Raw genomic sequence first — 16986 nt, forward strand, 5'->3', positions numbered from 1 at the left:
GGCGGTGTACAAGCTCTGCTTCTTCGTCCCGGCCAGTCACGTGGACGAGGTCAAAAACGCCGTATTCGCTGCCGGTGGCGGGCGAATCGGCGACTATGACCACTGTGCCTGGCAAGTGTTGGGCCTGGGCCAGTTTCGCCCGTTGGACGGCAGCCAACCGTTCATTGGCGAGGCGGGCCAGGTCGAGCAGGTCGAGGAGTGGAAGGTAGAGCTTGTCGTTGCCGATGAGCTGATTCGTGGGGTGGTGAAGGCACTGAAACAAAGTCATCCCTACGAGACGCCAGCGTATGAAGTGTGGCGGTTGGAGGATTTCTGATCCTTCGCTCGTCGAATGAGGAACCCGCTGATTCAATCAGCGGGTTTTTTGTTTAAGAGCTAAAACCATGTCCGCCAGCGCAGGCAGGTCCAGTAATCCCAGAACTTGCGCTTGGCACAGTCCACCCTGTGGGAGCGAGCTTGCTCGCGATAGCGGTAGGTCAGCTTACATAAACGGTGGATGTGCCGCCGTCATCGCGAGCAAGCTCGCTCCCACATGGGCTCTTCCTGGCCCGTCTATTGATGCCGGTTTTCGAGGCGGCAGGCTTCTTTTTCGATGCCGATGCATTCGACCGGTTCGCCCACACCTTTCTCGAACCGGCGGGCATTCATCAATAGTCCGCCCTTGATACCGCCGATGAATGCGAAGGCGCCTGGACGGTTGCCGGTGTACTCCCCTGACAGATCCACCGCCACACTGTTGGGCCTGACCTCATACACCCAGCCGCCGTTTGCCGCTTCCGTGACCGCCCAGATCTTGGCGTCGCTATAGTCACGAAACGCCACGACGACCGATTGAATGGAAGGAGACTCCGGGCTGCTCGCCCAGCGCAAGACCGGTGGTTGCGAGTTTTTTGCCCGTAACCCACTGGCCAGTGCGTCCGCTCCTTGCACTGGGTTGATCCTCGAGGAGCCTACCGCCCAGAGGGATTCTTTGTTCGTCACCCAGGCCAGGCCTTCTGGCGGGGTGATCTTGCTCCAATCGATGGGCGTCGCTGCGACTTCCAGCATCGTCTCGTGACCGGAGGGTTCACGGTAGTCCGGGTTGGCGATGCAATCGGTCAGGTCGGTTTTCTTGCAGGCCTGCTTGATAAAGTGCCCTTTGACCCCGCCGGGGTAGCTGATCTCTTCCTCGCCGATAATAGGTCCCCCCGATTCCTGCTGGTCGATGCCATGGGGGGCCTTGAATTCGAATACCCATTCGTTGGCGAAGCTCTGGGCGATACGCTGGCTGCGCGTGGTACTGCTGTAGACCGAGCGCTGGGCCCCGGCCCCGTGCTTGAACCAGTTGTACATCCATGTGTCCTCGGGGAAGGTCACGGATTTGGGCAGCAAGCCGTCCCGGAAGGCCTCGAGGCCTTGATTGGTGGTGTCTCCCCGATAGAGCGTGTCCAGGTCGGTCCGCCAGCGCAATAAGGGTTGGGTCTTGCGGATATCCACGCTGGGATCCGCCGTGACCTGGAGCCAGGCCTGGTACCAAGGTTCATCCTTCTGCGCCGAGTCCTGGGTCGTTGCCCACGCATTGGGGTTCGCTTGCCAGGTGCCTGCCAATACCATGGCGACAGTCGCCGCCCGTATAAAACCGCTGCTTCTACTCATGATGTGGACACCTCTCCTGAAACGAGGATGCCAATCGAATCACATACTTCATTACGACCTATTCTTCGAATTGACAGTTTAATTGTCGATTGCTCAGTGCCAAGGCAACGCTGGGGTGTGCCTCGGTTCACTGCGTGAGAGTGAGAATAGATGACTGTGCTGGGCTGTAAGATCTTATTTTGTAACAAGCATCTCAGTTGGAAGCGACCGCGAATATCAGCATGTGTTTGTTGGCTGTTACTGGTCTGAATTATCCGTTACCTGTTATTTCTGACAGTTTCTGGCTCTTGGACGATGACCTTTAATCGAGGGTTTTGTCGAGGGTTCGCGCTAGATAACTTTTCGGTTGGGTACAGGCTCGGACTTGATGCAATAAGTACCGGCCTCATCGCGAGCAAGCTCGCTCCCACAGGAGGCAGGTGTCGATCACAGGTTTTGTGAACAACACCCAGCCACTGTGGGAGCGAGCTTGCTCGCGATAAATCGAAAGACGAATACAAAAATCCCGGTAGAACACTAGGCCCCTGCATCGACCTTGCGGCCATGCGCCAGGCCGTCCAATGCCTGCCATAACCGCGGCGCCTTCTCCCCCAGCAGCAAGTGCCAGACACCATCCTCCAACGAGCTCATACCCTGACACCCCAACCCTTTGAGCCGGCTTTCCGACAAGCCCTTGTCATCGGCCAGCCGCACCCGTAGCCGGCTCGTCGCCACGCACTCGAGTTGCAGGACATTGTCCTGGCCTCCGAGGGCGTCCAGCCATTGTTGCGCTTCAGTGCTGGAAAGGGCGGCAGGCGTTGTCGGTGCAGGGGCATTCGGCACCGGTGCGGTGACCGGGCGAAGGGAGGAGGGCACCGCCAGGCGGATTTCATCGGCAATGCTGTCGGCCATCGGCCCCACCACCACCTGCAGGCTCCCGCCGTTACCGGGGCGCACCACGGCCATGGCGCCGAGGGCCTTGAGCTGGGCGTCGGAGGCCTTGTTGCGATCCACCATGTCCAGCCGCAAACGCGTGGTGCAGGCACCGATGGTGATCAGGTTGTCAGCGCCGCCCAAGGCCTGGATGTAGGCCGCGGCCCGCTGGTTTTCGGCGATGGCCGGTTTGTCGCCTGCCGGTACCTCTTCACGCCCCGGGGTCTTCAGGTCGAAGCGGCGGATGCAGAAGTCGAACACTAGGTAATAGATTGCCGCATAGGCCAGGCCCACCGGGACGACCAACCAGCCGTTGGTGGATTTGCCCCAGCCCAGGACCATGTCGATGAAGCCGCCGGAGAAGGTAAAGCCCAGGTGAATGCCCAGCAGATTGGTCACGGCCATCGACACACCGGTGAGCAGCGCGTGGACCAGGAACAACAAGGGCGCGAGGAACATGAAGGCGAATTCGATCGGCTCGGTGACACCGGTCAGAAACGAGGTCAGCGCCATGGACAGCAGGATCCCACCCATGACCTTGCGCCGCTGGGGCAAGGCATTGCGGTACATCGCCAGGCACGCGGCGGGCAGGCCGAAGAGCATCACCGGGAACATGCCGGTCATGAACTGGCCACCCTTGGGGTCGCCGGCGAAATAACGGCTCAGGTCACCGGTGACCACCGCACCGGTGGCGGGGTCGGTGAAACTGCCGAAGATGAACCAGGCCATGTTATTGAGGATGTGGTGCAGGCCGGTAACGATCAGCAATCGGTTGAACACCCCGAACACGAAGGCGCCGAAACTGCCGCTTTCCATCAGCAAGGCGCCGAAACCGTTGATACCCTGCTGGATCGGTGGCCAGATAAGGCCGAACACCACGCCCAGCCCGACGGCGCTGAAGCCGGTGACAATCGGCACGAAGCGCCGGCCACCAAAGAACGCCAGGTACTCCGGCAACTTGATGTCCTTGAAGCGGTTATACAGCGCCCCCGCCAGCAGGCCGCTGATGATCCCGGCGAGCATGCCCATGTTGATGCTGGCATCGAGCACCTTCAGGGTAGCGATCATCACCAGGTAGCCGATGGCCCCGGCCAACCCCGCCGTACCGTTGTTGTCCCGGGCGAAGCCCACGGCGATGCCGATGGCGAAGATCATCGCCAGGTTGGCGAAAATCGCCTGGCCGGCATCGTGGATGATGGCGATGTCCAAGAGATCGGTGTCGCCCAGGCGCAGCAACAGGCCGGCGATGGGCAGGATCGCGATGGGCAGCATCAGTGCCCGGCCGAGGCGTTGCAGCCCTTCGATGAAATGCTGGTACATGGCGTCTCTCCCTTATATTGTTTTTCGAAGTGGCTCAGCCCAAGGGCCAGTGTCGATGGCAGGCACGGCGTACCGCGAGTGCGCTGCCCAGGTCCAGCAGTTCGCTGCTCAAGCGAGCGCACTGCGCGGCGTCGAGGTGGCGCACGCGGTCCTTGATTTCGCCGATCTGCGGCGGGCTGACCGACAGTTCCCGTACACCCAGGCCGATCAGTACAGGCGTGGCCAACGGGTCCGAGGCCAGGGCCCCGCACACGCCGACCCAACGCCCGTGCTTGGCGGCACCGGCGCAGGTCTGGGCGATCAGCCGCAGCAACGCGGGGTGCAAGGCATCGACCCGGGCGGCGAGGCCGGCGTGGTCGCGGTCCATGGCCAGGGTGTATTGCGACAGGTCGTTGGTGCCGATGGACAGGAAATCCGCATGTTCGGCCAATTGTTCGGCCAGCAACGCGGCGGCCGGCACTTCGATCATCACCCCCAGTTGCGGGCGTTCGCTCAGGCCCAGTTCAGAGCCAAGGGCATCGAGGCGTTTGCGGATGTGCAGCAGTTCGTCGACTTCGGTGACCATGGGCAACAGGATCCGGCAGCGGTCCAGCGGACGGGTTTGCAGCAAGGCGCGCAGTTGCTGGTCAAGCAGATCCGGTCGCACCTGGGCCAGGCGAATGCCGCGCAGGCCCAGTACCGGGTTGGCTTCGCTCGGCAGGGGCAGGTAGTCCAGTTGCTTGTCACCGCCCACGTCGATGGTGCGAATGATCACCGGCCTGTCGCCCATGGCCTCGAGTACGGCTTGATAGGCCTGGCGCTGTTCTTCTTCGTCGGGGGCGGTGTGGCGGTCGACGAAGAGAAATTCGGTGCGCAACAAGCCAACGCCATCGGCACCGTTGGCCAAGCTTTCTCCGGCTTCGGCGCTGGAGGCCACGTTAGCGGCGACTTCAACCTCCACGCCATCGACGGTTCGCGCCGGCGTGTGGGCGAGGGTCTGTTGTTGGGCGCGCAGGGCCGTGCGTCGGGTCTGTGCTTGCTGCACCTGCGCCAGGCGCTCGGCGGTTGGTGTCAGTTCGAGGCGGCCACCGTCAGCGTCCAGCACCACCGATTGCCCTGGCGCCTGTGCAAGCAGTGCCTCGCCCAGCGCCACCAGGCACGGCAGGCCTTTGCCTCGGGCCAGGATCGCCACATGGGACGTCGCGCCGCCCTCGACCATGCACACGCCGGCCACGCCTTGGGCGCTGAGTTGCAGCAGGTCCGACGGGGTCAGTTCCTGGGCGGCGACGATGGCGCCCGCCGCGACGTCGAACTGCCAGGCCTCGCCCAGCAACACCCGCAGGACCCGCTGGCGCAAGTCACGCAAGTCGTTGGCGCGCTCGGCCAGCAGCGTGCTGCCCAGTTGTTGCAGGACCTGGCATTGCGCGTCGATGGAGCGGCTCCAGGCGTGGGGCGCGGCACTGCCTTGTTCGATGAAGAGGTCGGCGGCATCCAGCAGTAGCGGGTCTTCCAGCAACGCCAGGTGAGCACTGAAGATCGCCTCTTCATCGCGGTGCTGCCTGGCCCGGGCGTGCTTCAGCGTGAGGTGGATCTCGCCACGGACCTGGGCCAGGGCTTCATTCAGGTGTTGTCGCTGCTCTTCGATGGCATGGCCGCCAGTGTCTTCCGGCAATTGAATACCGCTCAACCGAACCAGCGGCCCAGTCACCAGCCCGGGCGCGGCACATACGCCGGGCAACACACCCGCTTCGGCATTCGCCCGTGGTGGTTCGGGCTGCGGCGCGTTGGCATGGGCTTCCTCCACCAGGGCTGTGGATAAGGTCGTCAGCAAGGCTTGCAGCGCCGCCTCGGCATCGCTGCCCCGGCAACTGACGTGCACTTGCGCCTGTTCGGTGATGGCCAGCCCCATCATCCCCATTACGCTGTCGCACGAGGCTGACTTGCCGCTGAAGTGCAGCTGCGAGCGGCTCTTGAAGCCTTGCGCGGTCTGGCGCACCAGCGCCGCCGGGCGGGCGTGAAGACCGCCACGATGGGCGATGCGGACCTGGCCGAACACTTCGATGCCACCGTCTTGGTCGTGATGTTCCGCCTGACCGACGGCCTTGGCGAGAATATGCAGCAGCGGCTCGCCGACCTTCACCCCTTTGAGTGTGATGGGCCGCGCCTGGAAGTGTTCGCCGTTGGTGATGACCAGCAGGCTGACCAGGCTCTTGCTGCGCAGCGCCACTTTATCCATGTCATAACGCAGCAGCGGCTGGCCATGGCTGACCCGTGCACCTTCCTTGACCAGCATGGAAAACCCCTCGCCCTGTAGCTCGACCGTATCCAGGCCCAGGTGCAGCAGCAGTTCGGCGCCATTGTCGGCCCGCAGGGTCACGGCGTGGCCGGTGCGGGCGACGTGGATCACTTCAGCGTCGCATGGCGCGAAGAGGGTGTCGTTCAGCGGGTCGATGGCGATCCCATCGCCCATGGCGCCGCTGGCGAACACCGCGTCCGGGACATTGGCGAGGGTGAGCACCGGGCCGCTGAGGGGGGCGCTGAGGATCAGCTCTTTATTGTTGTTGGGCATGGGCTCGCTCTCTTCAGGCTCTTGTTTGAAAAGCAGTCGGATCAGTGGGTACGGGTGACCTTGCTCAGGTGCCGTGGCTGGTCCGGGTCCAGGCCTCGGGCCACGGCCAGGCTCGCGGCCATCGCGTAGAAACTCTGGATCGCCAGGATCGGGTCCAGGGCCGGGTGTTCGGCGCGGCTCAAGGTCAGGTCGCGTTCGACAATGTCCTCAGGTGCCGCCAGCAGGACCCGGGCACCGCGCTGGCGCATGTCCGCAGCCAGGCTCAACACGCCGGCCTGTTCGGCACCGCGCGGGGCGAACACCAGCAGTGGGTAGTCATGGTCGATCAGCGCCATGGGCCCGTGGCGAACTTCGGCACTGCTGAAGGCTTCGGCCTGGATCGCCGAGGTTTCCTTGAACTTGAGTGCTGCTTCCTGGGCGATGGCGAACCCGGCGCCCCGGCCGATCACCATCAACCGCTGACAGTCGCGCAGGGCGTCGACAGCGCTGTGCCAGTCTTGGCGGGCGGCCTCGCGCAGGCCCTCGGGCAGGGCACCGCCGGCTTCGAGCAACTCGGTGTCAGCTTTCCAGTGGGCCACCAGTCGCGCACTGGCGCTGAGGGTGGCAATGAAGCTCTTGGTCGCGGCGACGCTGCTCTCGACGCCGGCACACAGCGGCACGCTGAATTCACAGGCGGCTTCCAGAGGCGAGTCGGTGGCATTGACCAGGGCCACGCTCAAGGCGCCACGCTTTCGCAACAGGCGCAGGCTGTTCACCAGGTCCGGGCTCTGTCCCGACTGGGAAAACCCGAACGCCACCTGGCCGCTGACCTTCAGCGGCGCCTGTTGCATGGTCACCACCGACATCGGCAGCGAGGCCACCGGGATGCCCAGTTGCTGCATGGTCAGGTAAGCGAAATAGCTGGCGGCGTGATCGGAGCTGCCGCGGGCGACAGTCATTGCCACTTGCGGTGGCTGGCGGCGCAGGCGTCCGGCTATTTCCTCGAGGGCCGGGTCCAGTCGCTGCAACTGGCGCTCGACCGCTTCATGGGAGGCCAGGGCCTCTTCAAGCATTTTGGAAGTCAATGGCTTCTCCTTCGACCATCACGTCGGTCAGGGTCAGGGAACGGTCAAGGCGTACGCAGTCGGCCCAGGCGCCGGGTTGCAGGCGGCCGCGCTCGGGCAGGCCGAGGTAGTCGGCGGGAAACTGGGACAGACGCTGGGAGGCTTCGGCGATGGGCAGGCCGATTTTCACCAGGTTGCGCAGGGCCTGGTCCATGGTCAGGGTGCTGCCGGCCAGGGTGCCATCGGCCAGGCGCACCCCGCCCAGGCACTTGGTCACGGTGTGGCTGCCCAGCTTGTATTCGCCGTCGGGCATGCCGGCGGCGGCGGTGGAGTCGGTGACGCAATACAGGCACGGGATCGAACGCAAGGCCACGCGCATCGCGCCCGGGTGCACGTGGAGCAAGTCCGGGATCAACTCGGCATATTGCGCATGGGCGAGGGCCGCGCCGACGATCCCCGGTTCGCGGTGATGCAGCGGGCTCATGGCGTTGTACAAATGGGTGAAACTGCTGGCCCCGGCCGCCAACGCCGCGACGCCTTCTTCGTAGCTGCCCAGGGTATGGCCGATCTGCATGCGCACGCCTCGGGCGCTGAGGGCACGGATCAAGGCATCATGGCCGGCGATTTCCGGGGCGATGGTAATCACCCGGATCGGTGCCAGGGCCAGGTAGCTCTCCACCTCGGCCAGCAGCGCGGTGTGGGCGAAATTCGGTTGCGCGCCGAGTTTTCCGGGGTTGATGTAAGGGCCTTCCAAGTGCACGCCCAGGACCCGGGCGCTGCCGTTCGGACGCTGCTCACAGAACTCGCCGAGGGCCTGCAGCACGCTGGCGATCTCTTCGCTGGGCGCGGTCATGGTGGTGGCCAAGAGTGCGGTGGTGCCAAAACGCAGGTGGGTGCGGGCGATGGTCTCGAACGCCGAAGCCCCTTGCATGATGTCCTTGCCGCCGCCGCCGTGGACATGCAAGTCGATAAAGCCGGGCAGCAGGTAGGGCAGGTCGTTGCTCGCCGGATCGCAGGGCTGGCCTTCGATGGCCACAACTCTACCGTGCTCATGGAGCAGGCGGCCGCGAACCCAGCCGTCACAGGTGAGGATGTTGTCTTCGGACATGGGAAATTCTCTGCTCGTCTAGCGCCGCAGCTCTGCGACAAAGTCGTAGTAGTCGTTGCGGCAATAGGTGTCGGTGACTTCGATGGGGGTGTTGTCTTCCAGGTAGCCGACCCGGGTCATCAGCAGCATCGCGGTGCCGGGGGCGATGCCCACCAGGGCGGCGAACTCGTCCGAGGCGTTGATGGCCTGGATGTGTTGCAGGGCGCGCACCACCGGCTTGCCGATGCCGTCGAGAAATGCGTAGAGGGAATCGCCCACCGCTTGCGGCTTGGGAATGATCGAGGCGGGCAGGGTGCTCATTTCAATGGCCATGACCGTGTCGTCGGCCTTGCGCAGACGCTTGAGCCGCGCGACTTTGTCGGTGGGCGACAGGCCCAGGCGGATCAGTTCTTCGTGGGTGGGCGGGGTGATTTCCCGTTCCAGCCATTGGGAACCGGGCACAAAGCCCTTGAGCCGCAGCATCTCGCTGAAGCCGCTGAGGCGTGACAGCGGCTGTTCCAGGCGCGGGGTGATAAAGGTGCCCGAACCCTGGTTGCGGCGAATCAAGCCTTGTCCGAACAGCACTTCCAAAGCCTTGCGGGCGGTGACTCGGGAAATGCCCAGTTGCTCGCTCAAGCTGCGCTCGGACGGCATCGCCTGCTCGGCTTTCCACTGGCCGGCATGAATCGCCGTCTCCAGGTTACGCGCCAATTGCAGGTACAGCGGTGTGGGTTGGGTGTCGTCAGGGCGCAGGGCCAGGATGTCGTTCATACGGGTGTCCGATGCGGTTATTGAGTTGTTGTCGCTCGGTAAGTGGGATGGAAACTAATACCACTTGAATACCATGTCAACGCCACTTTCCCGGGGTTTATAGAGGTTGTTGGAGGGTTTTGGTGGGGTGGGATTGAAGTGGTATTAGAGGGTGGAGGTTCGAACGTAAATATCTTCAACTGTGACAACGCCTACTGAGTGAACTGGTATTTATCTGTAGGTAATTTCTGAAGATGGGATTTTTTGATTTTATTTTTCGATGCTGACGGACGGTCGTCCGAGCCCACTAAGGTTAACGCGCTGTTGTGGCGAGGGAGCTTGCTCCCGCTAGGACGCGAAGCGGCCTCAAAACCTGACAACCCGGTGTGTCAGGCAAGTGGAGTTGCCTGCTTGGGTCTGCTTCGCAGCCCAGCGGGAGCAAGCTCCCTCGCCACAAGGGGCTACGCAGGTGATTGAGTTGGGGGGCGAACAAGGCCTTGGACCGGGTAGAGCTTCGGACTTGATGCAATAAGTGCCGGCCTCATCGCGAGCAAGCTCGCTCCCACAGGGGTTATGCACAACACAAAACTACTGTGGGAGCGAGCTTGCTCGCGATGAGGCCAAATCAGGCAACGAAGATTTGATGCCGGACCAGAGAGCTTTTGTGGTGAGGGAGCTTGCTCCCGCTAGGGCGCGAAGCGGCCTCAAACCTGACAATCCGGTGTGTCAGGCAAATGGAGTTGCCTGCTTGGGTCTGCTGCGCAGCCCAGCGGGAGCAAGCTCCCTCGCCACAAGGGGCTACGCAGGTGATTGAGTTGGGGGGGGCGAACAAGGCCTTGGACCGGGTAGAGCTTCGGACTTGATGCAGTAAGTGCCGGCCTCATCGCGAGCTCGCTCCCACAGGGGCTGGTGGCACAACACAAAACTACTGTGGGAGCGAGCTTGCTCGCGATGAGGCCAGATCAGGCAACCAAGATTTGATGCCGGGTCAGAGGGCTTTTGTGGCGAGGGAGCTTGCTCCCGCCAGGGCGCGAAGCGGCCTCAAACCTGACAATCCGGTGTGTCAGGCAAATGGAGTTGCCTGCTTGGGTCTGCTTCGCAGCCCAGCGGGAGCAAGCTCCCTCGCCACAGGGGGCTACGGACGAATTTCGATCATCGTGCCATCCGGCACCAGGTTCCAGACTTCGCGCATGTCCACGTTGCGCATGGCGATGCAGCCATCGGTCCAGTCCAGGGTATGGAACAGCTGTTCAGGGTTTTCTTCCGAATCAGGCGTGCCGTGGATCATGATCATGCCCCCCGGCTCCACGCCTTCACGGCGGGCGCGGGCGGCGTCGCTGATGTTGGGGTAGGAAATGTGCATCGACAGGTAGAACCGGTCACTGGTCTTGCGCCAGTCGATCCAGTAGAAACCCTCGGGGGTGCGCTTGTCGCCCTCGATCAGCTTGGGGCCTTTCTTGGCGCCCTTGCCCAGGGAAATGCGATAGGTCTTGAGCGGCTTGCCGTCGTTGATCAATTGCAATTGATGGGCGGACTTGAGCACCAGCACTTTTTCGATGACCTTGCCGTTGTAGGTTCCCACCGCGGCGGCCTGGGACACAGCGGTGAACGACAAGCAGAACAGGACAAGCAACCAGCGCATTGAAACGATATCCCTAGAGGTGTCGCGGCTATTATTTGATTGGTTTTTTCAGGTGTTGGCCGGCTGAGCCAGCGGCGGGATCGATTCGGATCGCACCGGGTAATCCTCCGCCCGGCGGTCGGCATAGAAATATTCCAGGGTGCGGCCCACCGTACGGAAAGCCAGCTCGTCCCAGGGAATGTCCGCTTCTTCGAACAACTTCACTTCCAGGCTCTCGGGCCCGGCGGCGAAGTCCTCGTCCACCAGTTCGGCGCGGAAGAATACATGTACCTGGCTGATATGCGGTACGTCAATCAGCGTATAGATGCTCAAGTTTCGCACCCGTGCGCAGGCCTCTTCGGCAGTTTCGCGCACGGCGGCCTGCTCGACCGTCTCGCCGTTCTCCATGAAGCCCGCCGGCAGCGTCCAGTAGCCGCGCCGCGGCTCGATGGCACGCCGGCACAACAGGACTTTGCTACCCCAGGTCGGCACGCAACCGGCCACGATGTTGGGGTTCTGGTAGTGGATGGTGTGGCAGGTGTCGCAAACGAAGCGCAGGCGCGAGTCGCCTTCGGGTATGCGCTGGGTCACCGGGTTACCGCACTGGCTGCAGAATTTCATGCTTGGGTTCCTGAATGCTGCGCCTATCTTGGCGTGCGCGGGCCGGTGTCGGCAAGTTGTCGTTTCGCGACACGACGCGGTGCGGGGGTTGGGCCGCTTGAATGATTGGTGCATGATGCAAGGTAGCGAATAAATCGAGAAGTCTCATGCTGGACGAGCTACTGCATCGAGTAAGCAACCACACCCCACACGACCTGCAGGCCGACCGACGTTTCCCTGAAGCCGCGGTGCTGGTGCCGATCACCCGCAGTGACGAACCGGAACTGGTACTGACCCTGCGCGCCAGCGGGCTATCGACCCATGGCGGCGAAGTGGCGTTCCCCGGCGGGCGTCGCGACCCGGAAGACCCGGACCTGATCTTCACCGCCCTGCGCGAAGCCGAAGAAGAAATCGGCCTGCCGCCCGGCCTGGTGGAAGTGATTGGCCCCCTCAGCCCGTTGATCTCGCTACATGGCATCAAGGTCACGCCGTATGTCGGGGTGATTCCAGACTACGTCGAATACCAGGCCAACGATGCCGAGATCGCGGCGGTATTCAGCGTGCCGCTGGAGTTTTTCCGCAAGGATCCGCGCGAACACACGCACCGGATCGATTACCAGGGGCGCAGTTGGTATGTGCCCAGCTATCGGTTTGGCGAGTACAAGATCTGGGGGCTGACGGCGATCATGATCGTCGAGCTGGTCAACCTGCTGTACGACGCCGAGATCGACCTGCACACCCCGCCAAAGAGTTTCATCAATACCTGATGCCCCGAGGATTCCCATGAAGTACCGCCTGGGCGATGCCCGTGTCGAAACCCACCCACAGAGCTGGGTCGCGCCCAACGCCACGCTGGTGGGCAAGGTCCGCCTCGAAGAGGGCGCCAATGTCTGGTTCAACGCCGTGCTGCGCGGCGACAACGAGCTGATCCTGATCGGCAAGGACAGCAACGTGCAGGACGGCACGGTGATGCACACCGACATGGGTTATCCACTGACCATCGGTACCGGCGTGACCATCGGCCACAATGCCATGCTCCATGGCTGTACGGTGGGCGACTACAGCCTCATCGGCATCAACGCAGTGATCCTCAACGGCGCGAAGATTGGCAAGCACTGCATCATCGGCGCCAATGCGCTGATCGGCGAAAACAAGGAGATTCCCGACGGCTCGCTGGTGATGGGCTCGCCCGGCAAGGTGGTGCGTGAATTGACCGAAGCCCAGAAGAACATGCTCGTGGCCAGCGCGGCGCACTATGTGCACAACTCCCAGCGCTATGCCCGCGACCTGACCGAGCAGGAACCATGAGCGCCCCTGAACGCCCGGTGCCTTCGCCCTGCGTGAACATCTGCGCGCTGGACGATGACGACATCTGCACCGGCTGCCAGCGCACCGTGGCGGAAATCACCCGGTGGAGCCGGATGGACAACGACGAACGCCGCGGGGTCTTGGCGTTGTGTCATGAACGGGCCAAGGCCAGTGGGTTGGTGTGGATGTTGCCAGCGAGGCGGTGATGTCGGAGATGGGACACAACTCCTTGTGGGAGCGAGCTTGCTCGCGATGACGGAGGCACATTCAACAGAGTCTCGCGCTGACCACCGCTATCGCGAGCAAGCTCGCTCCCACAGGGGTTCATGGTGTTTGCTTGAATCCCGTCCACCGATCCAACCCCAGCACCGTCAGTGCAATCCCGACAAATCCCGCCAGTATCCCCCCGGCATTGATGAACACCTGTGGATAACCCAGGCTCGCCACGTCGATGAAAGGGTAGGGGTAGGCCGCCAGTAAATCCCCCCGCAGCAGGACATAGGCGAAATAGACCAAGGGATAGATCATCCACAACCCGATGTGGCCCAGGCGCAAGCTGCCTTTGGGCACCCAGCGCCACCAATAGGCGATGTAGAGCAAGGGCACCACGTCATGCAGTAGTTCGTCGGCCACGAACTGCCAGCCTTCGGGTTGCCAGAGGTGGCGCAGCAGCAGGTTGTAGGCCAGGCTAACCAGGGCGATGCTCGCGGCGACGCCACTGCGTACGCTGGGCTGCAGGAACCAGCGGCGGGCCGGGGCTGGGCGAGGGGTCAGCTCCCAGGTCAGGACCACCGCCACCCACAGGTTGGTCAGCACCGTGAAGAAACTGAAGAAACTCACCAACCCGCCCAGCAGGCTCGCCCCCAGTTCCCAGCGACCCAGCAGGATCAGATACAACTGGATGCTCAACCCCGCCCAGGCCAGCAGCGCCGTTACCGACACGAAGCGCTGGCGCAGGGTGAGGCGAGGACCTCTATCAAACCCCACGGCGGCTCAGACCGGCCGTTTGGTGCGCATCAACTTGATGTACAGGCGCTCGACTTTCTCCCGCGCCCAAGGGGTCTTGCGCAAGAAGGTCAGGCTCGACTTGATGCTCGGGTCGCTTTTGAAGCAGCGGATGTCGATGCGTTCAGCCAGGCCCGACCATTCGTAGTGCTGCACGAGGGCGTTGAGGATCTGCTCCAGCGTCACGCCGTGCAGCGGGTTGTTGTTGGGTTCGGTCATGGGAGGCCTTTGCGCAAACAAAAAGGGTAAAGCCGCGCACCTTAGCCGAGGTGCCCTCGTGGTGGAAGCATAGCCTTCATCGTAGGGCGCCAGGGCCAGGCGCACTGTTACCAAATCCGAGATGATCCATGTCAACAAAAGCCCTTTCTCTATCGAGAACAGGACATTATCCTTGCGCCGCCTGCTGAAACGCTTCTTCTGTTGTGCCGAAGCCTCTGCGTCCAGCTCATTCCTGCTGAAAGATCTGATGAATGCCCGATGTCCTGATCCTGAAAGACAGCGCTGTCTTGGTGAATTCCTGTGGGAGCGAGCTTGCTCGCGATAACGATTGCACATCCAACATTGAAGCCGACTGATACGCCGCCATCGCGAGCAAGCTCGCTCCCACAGGGGGCGGGGCAGCCAATTTGCTTTTTCAACTGAACCATGCCCCCTCAAGATCGTCATCTACAGTGACTACTTGCGCGGGCCTCCTTAAAACATCACGGAGAATCACACTATGAGCACTGAGGGTGCTTTGAGTCGAAGCCGTCTGCTACCGAGCCTGCTCGGCATTCTGCTTCTATTGATGGGCCTGGCCCTGCTGGCTGGGGGAGTCAAGCTGAGCACGCTGGGCGGCTCGTGGTATTACCTGCTGGCCGGTATCGGTCTGGCGCTGACCGGCGTGCTGCTGATCATGGCCCGTCGCGCGGCCCTGGGCCTGTACGCACTGGTGCTGTTCGCCAGCACCGTATGGGCGCTGTGGGAAGTGGGCCTGGACTGGTGGCAACTGGTGCCGCGCCTGGCGCTGCTGTTTGCCCTGGGCATCGTCATGTTGCTGCCGTGGTTCCGTCGCCCGTTGTTGACTGCCGATGCCTCGGCCATGGGCACCCGTGCATTGGGCGCCGCCGTAGTCATCGCTGGTGTCGCGGCGCTCGCCAGCCAGTTCACCAACCCGGGTGAAATCAAAGGTCAATTGGACCGTGACGCCGTGCCGGGCATGACCAACACCGCACCGGCCATGCCGGACGGCGACTGGAATTCCTATGGCCGCAGCGCCCACGGCGACCGCTATTCGCCGCTGGCGCAGATTACCCCCGAGAACGTCAGCAAGCTGAAAGAAGCCTGGACCTACCGCACTGGCGACCTGCCAGGGCCGAACGATCCGGGTGAAACCACCGCCGAAAACACCCCGCTGAAGGTCAACGGCATGCTCTACGTGTGCACGCCTCACAGCCAGGTGATTGCCCTGGAGCCTGAAACCGGCAAGGAAATCTGGCGTTTCGATCCGAAGCTTTCCACGCAAAAAGCGGAAAACTTCAAGGGTTGGGCCCACATGACCTGCCGTGGCGTGACCTACCACGATGACGCTGCTTACGCTTCCGCCGAGCAGAGTCCCACCGGCACCGCCAGCACCACGCCGGCCAGCACCGTGTGCCCGCGGCGGATCTTCCTGCCGACCGCCGACACCCGCCTGATCGCCCTCAACGCCGACACTGGCAAGATGTGTGAAGACTTCGGCGACAAAGGCCAGGTCGACCTCACCGCCAACATCGGCGGCTTCACGGCCGGCGGTTACTACTCCACCTCGCCACCGGCGGTCACCCAGAACCTGGTAGTGATCGGCGGCCACGTCACCGACAACGTCTCCACCGACGAGCCGAGCGGTGTGATCCGCGCCTACGACGTACACACCGGCAAGTTGGTGTGGAACTGGGACAGCGGCAACCCGGACGACACCACGCCGATTGCCGAAGGCCAGACCTACACCCGCAACTCGCCGAACATGTGGTCCATGTTCAGCGTCGATGAAAAACTCGGCATGCTCTACCTGCCGATGGGTAACCAGACCCCCGACCAGTTCGGTGGCCTGCGTACCCCGGAATCGGAAAAATACGCCGCCGGCCTGACCGCCCTGGACATCGCCACCGGCAAGGTGCGCTGGTACTTCCAGTTCACCCACCACGACCTGTGGGACATGGACGTCGGCGGTCAACCGACGCTGATGGACATGAAGACCGCCGATGGCGTGAAACCCGCCGTCCTGGCGTCGACCAAGCAGGGCAGCATCTACGTGCTGGACCGCAGCAATGGCCAGCCGATCGTGCCGATCAAGGAAATCCCGGTGCCGCAAGGCGCGGTAGAGGGCGACCACACCTCGCCGACCCAACCGATGTCCGACCTGAACTTCGTGCCGCCGGTCCTCAAGGAACGCGACATGTGGGGCGTGACCCCGTTCGACCAGATGTTGTGCCGGATCGACTTCAAGTCGCTGCGCTATGACGGCATGTTCACCCCGCCGTCGCTGCAAGGTTCGATCGTCTACCCGGGCAACTTCGGCGTATTCGACTGGGGCGGCATTTCGGTGGACCCGGTGCGCCAGATCGCCTTCGTCAACCCGAGCTACATGGCGTTCAAGTCGAAGTTGGTGCCAGCGGCGGAAGTGGCCGGTGGTCCGGGTCGCAAGAGCGAAACCGAAGGCGTGCAGCCGAACAAAGGCGCGCCGTATGGCGTGATCCTCGAAGCGCTGCTCTCGCCGATGGGCCTGCCTTGCCAGGCGCCGGCGTGGGGTTATGTCGCGGCGGTGGACCTGACCAACAACAAGACCCTGTGGAAACACAAGAACGGCACCGTGCGCGACAGCTCGCCGGTACCGATTCCGCTGAGCATGGGTGTTCCGAGCCTGGGTGGCACGTTCACCACTGGCAGCGGTCTGGCGTTCCTCAGCGGTACGCTGGACCAGTACCTGCGTGCCTATGACGTGAAAAACGGCAAGCAGCTGTGGGAAGGCCGCCTGCCCGCCGGTGCCCAGACCACGTCGATGACCTATACCGGCAAGGACGGCAAGCAATACGTGCTGGTCGTTGCGGGTGGTCATGGCTCCCTGGGGACCAAGCAGGGTGATTATGTGATTGCCTACAAGCTGCCGGATTAAGCAAAACCGGCGCCCATGAAAAAG

15 protein-coding genes are annotated in these 16986 nt (G+C 62.7%); 5 read left to right on the plus strand and 10 right to left on the minus strand.

The window, feature by feature from the left end; all coding sequences use genetic code 11:
• The first annotated feature begins 4 nt into the window (after positions 1–4).
• On the plus strand, positions 5–316 hold the full coding sequence (locus J4E63_RS03085; protein WP_192262211.1) for a YqfO family protein: 312 nt from the start codon (positions 5–7) through the stop codon (positions 314–316).
• 236 nt (positions 317–552) lie between these two features.
• Here the strand turns inward: J4E63_RS03085 and J4E63_RS03090 are convergent, their stop codons facing one another.
• The 8 genes from J4E63_RS03090 to J4E63_RS03125 all read right to left on the minus strand — a co-directional run bounded on the left by J4E63_RS03090 (position 553) and on the right by J4E63_RS03125 (position 11537).
• Entirely contained in the window at positions 553–1635 is a 1083-nt protein-coding gene (locus J4E63_RS03090; protein ID WP_207281078.1) for a hypothetical protein, read from the minus strand.
• Positions 1636–2151: 516 nt separating this feature from the next.
• The gene (nagE, locus tag J4E63_RS03095; RefSeq protein ID WP_060740818.1) at positions 2152–3867 is read right to left on the minus strand and encodes an N-acetylglucosamine-specific PTS transporter subunit IIBC; all 1716 of its coding nucleotides are present in this window, start codon (positions 3865–3867) and stop codon (positions 2152–2154) included.
• A 34-nt stretch (positions 3868–3901) separates the two neighbouring features.
• Positions 3902–6415, minus strand: a complete 2514-nt coding sequence (gene ptsP, locus J4E63_RS03100) for a phosphoenolpyruvate--protein phosphotransferase (RefSeq protein WP_207281079.1) — start codon at positions 6413–6415, stop codon at positions 3902–3904.
• 41 nt (positions 6416–6456) lie between these two features.
• Positions 6457–7479 carry an SIS domain-containing protein gene (locus tag J4E63_RS03105; protein WP_207281080.1) on the minus strand — a complete coding sequence of 341 codons (1023 nt, stop codon included), beginning with the start codon at positions 7477–7479 and terminating at the stop codon, positions 6457–6459.
• Complete coding sequence (nagA, locus tag J4E63_RS03110; protein WP_060740821.1) at positions 7460–8566, minus strand: N-acetylglucosamine-6-phosphate deacetylase; 1107 nt, start codon at positions 8564–8566, stop codon at positions 7460–7462. The genes J4E63_RS03105 and nagA overlap by 20 nt, the downstream gene beginning before the upstream one ends.
• Before the next feature lie 18 nt (positions 8567–8584).
• Positions 8585–9316, minus strand: coding sequence for a GntR family transcriptional regulator (locus J4E63_RS03115; protein WP_207281081.1), 732 nt, complete (start codon positions 9314–9316; stop codon positions 8585–8587).
• A gap of 1114 nt (positions 9317–10430) precedes the next feature.
• Positions 10431–10937, minus strand: coding sequence for a murein L,D-transpeptidase family protein (locus tag J4E63_RS03120; protein WP_072409000.1), 507 nt, complete (start codon positions 10935–10937; stop codon positions 10431–10433).
• A 48-nt stretch (positions 10938–10985) separates the two neighbouring features.
• Entirely contained in the window at positions 10986–11537 is a 552-nt protein-coding gene (locus tag J4E63_RS03125; protein ID WP_092205380.1) for an NUDIX hydrolase, read from the minus strand.
• Between the two features lie 146 nt (positions 11538–11683).
• Here J4E63_RS03125 and J4E63_RS03130 point away from each other — a divergent pair, with 146 nt between their 5' ends.
• The 3 genes from J4E63_RS03130 to J4E63_RS03140 are packed head-to-tail and all read left to right on the plus strand — an operon-like array spanning position 11684 to position 13030.
• Positions 11684–12283: a CoA pyrophosphatase gene (locus tag J4E63_RS03130; RefSeq protein ID WP_060740824.1), complete on the plus strand. Its 600-nt coding sequence runs from the start codon at positions 11684–11686 to the stop codon at positions 12281–12283.
• A gap of 16 nt (positions 12284–12299) precedes the next feature.
• Positions 12300–12824, plus strand: a complete 525-nt coding sequence (locus J4E63_RS03135; RefSeq protein WP_207281082.1) for a gamma carbonic anhydrase family protein — start codon at positions 12300–12302, stop codon at positions 12822–12824.
• Positions 12821–13030, plus strand: a complete 210-nt coding sequence (locus J4E63_RS03140; protein ID WP_024619283.1) for a DUF1289 domain-containing protein — start codon at positions 12821–12823, stop codon at positions 13028–13030. The genes J4E63_RS03135 and J4E63_RS03140 overlap by 4 nt, the downstream gene beginning before the upstream one ends.
• Positions 13031–13148: 118 nt before the next feature.
• On the opposite strand, the gene J4E63_RS03145 is transcribed toward J4E63_RS03140, so the two are convergent.
• Together J4E63_RS03145 and J4E63_RS03150 are read right to left on the minus strand one after the other, a co-directional pair.
• Complete coding sequence (locus tag J4E63_RS03145; RefSeq protein ID WP_207281083.1) at positions 13149–13811, minus strand: Pr6Pr family membrane protein; 663 nt, start codon at positions 13809–13811, stop codon at positions 13149–13151.
• Between the two features lie 6 nt (positions 13812–13817).
• On the minus strand, positions 13818–14048 hold the full coding sequence (locus J4E63_RS03150) for a VF530 family DNA-binding protein (RefSeq protein ID WP_003205228.1): 231 nt from the start codon (positions 14046–14048) through the stop codon (positions 13818–13820).
• Positions 14049–14547: 499 nt separating this feature from the next.
• Here J4E63_RS03150 and J4E63_RS03155 point away from each other — a divergent pair, with 499 nt between their 5' ends.
• A complete protein-coding gene (locus J4E63_RS03155) occupies positions 14548–16962 on the plus strand; it encodes a glucose/quinate/shikimate family membrane-bound PQQ-dependent dehydrogenase (RefSeq protein WP_207281084.1) in 2415 nt (804 codons plus the stop codon).
• The last annotated feature ends 24 nt before the right edge of the window (positions 16963–16986 follow it).

Source organism: Pseudomonas sp. FW300-N2F2, from assembly GCF_017351655.1.
GTDB classification, from domain to species: Bacteria; Pseudomonadota; Gammaproteobacteria; order Pseudomonadales; family Pseudomonadaceae; genus Aquipseudomonas; species Aquipseudomonas fluorescens_AA.

Excerpts from the sequence above, each read along its gene's own strand:
- J4E63_RS03090 (WP_207281078.1), bottom strand. The coding sequence starts at position 1,635 with ATGAGTAGAAGCAGCGGTTTTATACGGGCGGCGACTGTCGCCATGGTA.
- nagE (WP_060740818.1), bottom strand. The coding sequence starts at position 3,867 with ATGTACCAGCATTTCATCGAAGGGCTGCAACGCCTCGGCCGGGCACTG.
- ptsP (WP_207281079.1), bottom strand. The coding sequence starts at position 6,415 with ATGCCCAACAACAATAAAGAGCTGATCCTCAGCGCCCCCCTCAGCGGC.
- nagA (WP_060740821.1), bottom strand. The coding sequence starts at position 8,566 with ATGTCCGAAGACAACATCCTCACCTGTGACGGCTGGGTTCGCGGCCGC.
- J4E63_RS03115 (WP_207281081.1), bottom strand. The coding sequence starts at position 9,316 with ATGAACGACATCCTGGCCCTGCGCCCTGACGACACCCAACCCACACCG.
- J4E63_RS03120 (WP_072409000.1), bottom strand. The coding sequence starts at position 10,937 with ATGCGCTGGTTGCTTGTCCTGTTCTGCTTGTCGTTCACCGCTGTGTCC.
- J4E63_RS03125 (WP_092205380.1), bottom strand. The coding sequence starts at position 11,537 with ATGAAATTCTGCAGCCAGTGCGGTAACCCGGTGACCCAGCGCATACCC.
- J4E63_RS03130 (WP_060740824.1), top strand. The coding sequence starts at position 11,684 with ATGCTGGACGAGCTACTGCATCGAGTAAGCAACCACACCCCACACGAC.
- J4E63_RS03135 (WP_207281082.1), top strand. The coding sequence starts at position 12,300 with ATGAAGTACCGCCTGGGCGATGCCCGTGTCGAAACCCACCCACAGAGC.
- J4E63_RS03140 (WP_024619283.1), top strand. The coding sequence starts at position 12,821 with ATGAGCGCCCCTGAACGCCCGGTGCCTTCGCCCTGCGTGAACATCTGC.
- J4E63_RS03150 (WP_003205228.1), bottom strand. The coding sequence starts at position 14,048 with ATGACCGAACCCAACAACAACCCGCTGCACGGCGTGACGCTGGAGCAG.
- J4E63_RS03155 (WP_207281084.1), top strand. The coding sequence starts at position 14,548 with ATGAGCACTGAGGGTGCTTTGAGTCGAAGCCGTCTGCTACCGAGCCTG.